Here is a 5,633-nt window from a genome sequence, read left to right on the forward strand (position 1 = left end):
GAAAGTGCCTCTGCTGCATGTGCCATCGCGCATTCGGGCGCGGGAAAAGCGCCTGCGGCATCGCTTGAAAGCGCGGCCGGGGCGTTCTGTGGCATCATGCGAGCGTCAACCTCGTGGGAGCCGCTGTCTTTCGCACCGACAGGCGGCAATTCGCCGGCGGAGGCCGGCATCGGGGGAGTTAGCACCGGGCGGTGCACGCCGCAACCGCCGGGGCCGTCAAACCGGACACGCCAGCATAATTTTCCATTAACCATGCGCGCGTGATAGGTTGCCGGAAGGGAAGGGCTCGGGGACTGGTTGATGGTGCCGATGATCACGAGGACGGTGGCCGCCGGCGCGGCGATTGCCGGCGCCGTGACCGTGGCCGCGCTGCTCCTCGCTGGAGCCGGGCGCACCGGCGCGACGCCTGACCGTAATCGCGCCGTCGCTGCCGTCGGCGAAGCGCGGACGGGCCGGCTCACGATGGTACTTCCGGCGGCCGTCTCCGACCGCATTTACGCTGCACCCTCCGCCGTTGGACGCCCAATCGTGGTCATCGATGCCGGACATGGCGGCCAGGACCCGGGAGCCACCAGCGTTTCTGGCCAGGTCCATGAAAAGGACCTGACCCTCGCCCTTGCGCGGGAGCTTCGTGATACTCTCGTCGAGCGCGGCCGCGTCCGGGTCGCAATGACCCGCGACGACGATCGCTACCTGACCCTCGACGAGCGCGCGGCTGTCGCTCAGCGCCTCGACGCGAGCACCTTCGTCTCGCTGCACATGGACAGCGCTCCCAACCCGCTGGCGAGGGGCGCGACCATTTATTCGCTGTCCGACGTCGCCTCGGACGCGGAGGCGGCGCGAGCGGCTGCGGCCGACAATCGAGGCGGCTCGGACGAGGCAGGCGGCGGCAGCGTCGCGGCCATGCTTTCGGATCTTGCAATGCGCGACCAGATGAACGCGTCTGCCGAGTTTGCGACGCGCGTCGCCGGAAAATCCGCAGGGCGCTTCGAGCTTCGGCCCGAGCCGCACCGCTTCGCCGATTTCCATGTCCTCCGCCGAGCAGCCGCGCCGGCGATCCTGTTCGAGGCCGGTTACATCAGCAATGCCGACGACGAATTGCTGCTCCGGGACCCCGAGCACCGCAAGGCGATCGTCCTTGCGCTGGCTCAGGCGATCGAGGCCGACGTCGCGACCCGGTCCCGCATCGAGTCCTGACTTCTCTCCGTCGCAGGAAGGCGCTAGACGCCGAACGGAATGAAGTTCGACCGACTGACCGTCCCGTCCTGGCAGCTTCCGGACCTGGTCGCCTTCAATCGGCGGATGCACGATCGCGTCGATCCCTTGTGGGCGAGGCGGCGCGTACGCTGGCCGGTCTGGACCTTCCTCGTCCTCTTCGCCCTGTTCGCCGGAATGTGGCTCTATTTCTCCGCCGGCCTGCCCTCGTCCGAGACCTTGCTGGCCTATGAGCCGCCGCTGCCGACCAACGTTCGCGGCTATGACGGCGAGCCGATCCAGACCTTCGCCCGCGAACGCCGTGTCGACCTTGCCTATGACGAGATTCCGCCGCTCGTCGTTCACGCCTTCATCTCGGCGGAGGACAAGGACTTCTTCTCGCACCACGGAATCGACTTCACCGGGCTGATCGGCGCCGTGTTCGACTATACGACCAAGAGCATCACCGGCGGCGGCCGGGCGAGGGGCGGTTCGACCATCACCCAGCAGGTGGCCAAGTATCTGCTCAGGGATTCAAGCTACAACGTCGGGCGCAAGGCACGCGAGGCGATCCTCGCCTTCCGCCTGGAATCGACGCTTTCGAAGCAGCAGATCCTGGAGCTCTACCTCAACTCGATCTTCCTGGGCCGGAACGCCTATGGCATCCAGGCCGCCTCGCGCGCCTATTTCGACAAGGACGTCAACGAGCTGTCGCTGCCCGAAGCCGCCTATCTGGCCGTGCTTCCCAAGGCGCCCGCCAACTATGATCCGGAACGTGAAACGCAGCGGGCCCTCGACCGCCGCAACTACGTGCTCGAGGAGATGTCGAAGAACGGCTACATCAGCAAGGAGGACTGGCAGGCCGCGACTGCGACCCCGCTCGGGACCATCCGCTACGGCAGCAGCGACAAGTTCCGGCAGCAGGGCGGCTACTTCATGGAGGAGGTCCGCCGCGAACTGATCAAGCAGTTCGGCGAGGCGCCGGAGAACGGCCCGGACAGCCTCTACGGCGGCGGCCTGTGGGTGCGCAGCTCGATGATTCCGACGATGCAGGACGCGGCCGCCCAGGCGCTGCGCGACGGCCTCGCCAATTATGGCGGTTCCGGCTGGTCCGACCTCGGGATGAGCCTCGATCTCGACAAGGACTGGGCGGCGGCCCTCGATCGGGCTCCGGTCGGAACCGGCTATCCGGACTGGCTGAAGGCAGTTGTCCTCGACAAGTCGGGCGGAGCGGCAACGATCGGCTTCACCAACGGCTCGCGCGGCACATTGCCGGCCTCGAGCGCATCGATGCCCAAGCGTGGCGTCGGCGGAGCCGCCTTCAATTTCCTCCATCCCGGCATGGTCATCATCGTCAAGCAGACGTCACCCGGCAGCTACGCGCTGCGCTCCGTGCCGTCGATCTCGGGCGGAATGCTGGCCGAGGAGGTGCACACAGGCCGGATCCTGGCGATGCAGGGCGGGTTCGACGTGGTCGGCTCGGCCTATAACCGAGCCACTCAGGCGCTCCGGCAGCCGGGCTCCGCGTTCAAGCCGATCGTCTACGTGACGGCGATGGAGAACGGCTTCACGCCGGCGACCATCGAGCTCGATGCGCCGTTCTGCGTCTGGCAGGGCGCCGGCCTCGGCAACAAGTGCTTCGTCAACTTCGACCACCGCTCGGCCGGCCCGCACACGCTGCGCTGGGGCCTCGAGCAGTCGCGCAACCTGATGACGGTGCGGGCCGCCTCGGCGATCGGGATGCCGAAGATCACGGATACCGCGCGAAAGCTCGGCGTCGGCGATTACGGAAACTACCTCTCGTATGCATTGGGCGCGGGCGAGACGACCGTCGCCCGGCTGACAAATGCTTATGCCGTGCTCGCCAATCAGGGGCGCTCGGTGAAACCGACGACGATCGATTATGTCCAGGATCGCCACGGCAAGGTCATCTACCGCGCCGACAACCGCTGCGCCTTGATGGAGAATTGCGACGCGCCCGACTGGGACGGCAAGGCGATGCCGCGTCCGCCCAACCGCAGCCGCCAGCTGCTCGACCCGATGGCGTCCTTTCAGATGGTTCACGTCATGGAGGGTGTCATCATCCGCGGCACGGCGACGGTCCTTCGCGACCTCGACCGGCCGCTGTTCGGCAAGACCGGCACCACCAACGGCCCGACCAACGTCTGGTTCGTCGGCGGCACCCCCGACATCGTCGCGGGCGTCTACATGGGTTACGACAATCCGCGGCCGATGGGCGCTTATGCCCAGGGGGGCCGGATCGCGGCGCCGGTCTTCCGGCAATGGGCCCAGACCGCGCTCAAGGACCAGCCGAAGGTTCCGTTCATCGCCCCTCCGGGCATCCGGTGGGTGCGCATCGACCGGGCGAGCGGCAAGAAGGTGTTCGGCACGTTCCCGACCACGGAAGACCCGACATCGAGTGTCATCTGGGAAGCCTTCCAGCCGGAGACCGAGCCGAGGCGCAGCCTCCATGGCTCGATGGGCGATCCCTATGCGCCCGGCGCCAACCCGCAGCAGCAACCGCAGCCGAGGCCGCAGCCGCAAGTCGCGACGACTGCCGGCGAGCGTCCGCGGGCGCCGAAGCTACAGCCCGCCGTGCCGCCCCCCGCTGCTCCCACAGCGAATCCGGCGCCGCCGATGACCGGCGGCTTGCCAACCCAGAACAGCGTTCAATAACCGCGTTCCCGACCCGTCCTTACGAAAGCTGATTCATCATGCGCGCTGAAGCGCAGGCCCATATCGACCAGATCAACGCAGCGACTGCCCTGCTCCGCCGGTTCCTCGACTGGGACCGCGCGATTCGGCGCCTCGAGGAGCTGAACGGGATGGTCGAGGACCCGGGGCTGTGGGACGATCCCAAGGCGGCGCAAGACGTCATGCGCGAGCGGCGCCGGCTCGACGAGGCGATTGCCGCAACCCGCGCCATCGAGCAGGAGCTCGCCGACACCACCGAGCTGATGGAGATGGCCGAGAGCGAAGGCGACAGCGACCTGGTCGATGACGGCGTCCGCCAGCTCGCCGAGCTCGCCGAACGGGCCGAACGGGACAAGGTCGCGGCGCTGCTCGCCGGGGAGGCCGACGCGAACAATGCCTATGTCGAGATCAACGCCGGGGCGGGCGGGACTGAAAGCCAGGACTGGGCCGAGATGCTGCACCGCATGTACAGCCGCTGGGGCGAGCGGCACCGGTTCAAGGTCGAGCTGATCGACCATCATTCGGGCGAGCAGGCCGGAATCAAGTCGGCGACCATCCTCGTCAAGGGCGAGAACGCCTATGGCAATCTGAAGACCGAGAGCGGCGTTCACCGGCTGGTCCGGATCAGCCCCTATGATGCCAACGCTCGCCGCCACACCAGCTTCTCGAGCGTCTGGGTCTATCCCGAGGTCGACGACGATATCGACATCCAGATCAATGAGGCGGAGCTGCGCATCGATACCTACCGCGCCTCGGGCGCGGGCGGTCAGCACGTCAACACGACCGACAGCGCCGTGCGCATCACGCACATTCCGACCGGAATCGTCGTCGCCTGCCAGAACGAACGCTCGCAGCACAAGAACCGGGCCTCGGCGTTCAAGCAGCTGAAGGCCCGCCTGTATGAAGCCGAGCTGCAAAAGCGAGAGGCCGAGGCCAGCGCCGCCAACGCCGCGAAGACCGACATCGGCTGGGGCCATCAGATTCGATCTTACGTGCTTCAGCCCTATCAGCTGGTGAAGGATCTGAGGACCGGAGTGACGTCCACTGCGCCGTCCGACGTGCTCGACGGGGATCTCGACCGCTTCATGGCGGCAGCCCTGTCGCAGCGCGTGACCGGCGAGACGGTCGAGGTCGAGGATGTGGACTAAGTCCGCTTCCATCGGCGCGCTGCTTGCGCTGATGCTCGGCGGCTGCCGGCAGGAGTCCGCGCAGCCCCAGTTCCCGAAGGCCAACCGGCCGGTCGCACCGACGGTCAGCAGCACCTTCTCGACCGAGGATGCGCGCGACAAGCTCGGCGAGGCCGAGGAAGTGATTCGACTTGCCGGTGTGAAGCCCGGCATGTGGGTTGCCGACGTCGGCGCCGGCCAGGGTTATTACACCATCCGGCTCGCGCCGGTCGTGGGGCTCAAGGGCCGAGTGCTGGCCGAGGATATCGTCCCGCTGACTCGTGACCAGCTGAGCGAGCGCGTGCAGAGCGAGCGGCTGGACAATGTCGCGGTCAAGCTCGGCACGGCGGACGATCCGATGCTTCCGGCTCGCTCCATCGACCGCGTTTTTCTCGTCCATATGTATCACGAGGTGCAGTCGCCTTACGCGTTCCTTTGGCACGTGCGCGAGGCGACGAAGCCCGGCGGTCAGTTCATCGTGGTCGATTCCGACCGGCCCACAGAGCGGCATGGGATCCCGCCAGAGCAATTGAAATGCGAATTCGCTGCGATCGGACTGAAGGCCGTCCGCTTCGCCCG

General features: G+C 66.9%; 4 protein-coding genes. All 4 read left to right on the forward strand.

Annotated features, from left to right (window positions below; translation table 11 throughout):
* Positions 1-309: 309 nt before the first annotated feature.
* Entirely contained in the window at positions 310-1,197 is an 888-nt protein-coding gene (locus JOZ79_RS10975; protein WP_294074061.1) for an N-acetylmuramoyl-L-alanine amidase, read from the forward strand.
* A 39-nt stretch (positions 1,198-1,236) separates the two neighbouring features.
* Entirely contained in the window at positions 1,237-3,870 is a 2,634-nt protein-coding gene (locus JOZ79_RS10980; RefSeq protein ID WP_294074062.1) for a PBP1A family penicillin-binding protein, read from the forward strand.
* 38 nt (positions 3,871-3,908) lie between these two features.
* On the forward strand, positions 3,909-5,036 hold the full coding sequence (prfB, locus tag JOZ79_RS10985) for a peptide chain release factor 2 (protein ID WP_294074063.1): 1,128 nt from the start codon (positions 3,909-3,911) through the stop codon (positions 5,034-5,036).
* On the forward strand, positions 5,026-5,633 hold a 608-nt coding region (locus JOZ79_RS10990), incomplete at its 3' end, for a methyltransferase domain-containing protein (RefSeq protein ID WP_294074064.1). The genes prfB and JOZ79_RS10990, both read left to right, overlap by 11 nt.

Source organism: Sphingomonas sp. (assembly GCF_019242355.1).
Taxonomy (GTDB): domain Bacteria; phylum Pseudomonadota; class Alphaproteobacteria; order Sphingomonadales; family Sphingomonadaceae; genus Sphingomicrobium.

Coding starts and splice junctions, on each gene's coding strand:
- JOZ79_RS10975 (WP_294074061.1), top strand. CDS start 310: ATGATCACGAGGACGGTGGCCGCCGGCGCGGCGATTGCCGGCGCCGTG.
- JOZ79_RS10980 (WP_294074062.1), top strand. CDS start 1,237: ATGAAGTTCGACCGACTGACCGTCCCGTCCTGGCAGCTTCCGGACCTG.
- prfB (WP_294074063.1), top strand. CDS start 3,909: ATGCGCGCTGAAGCGCAGGCCCATATCGACCAGATCAACGCAGCGACT.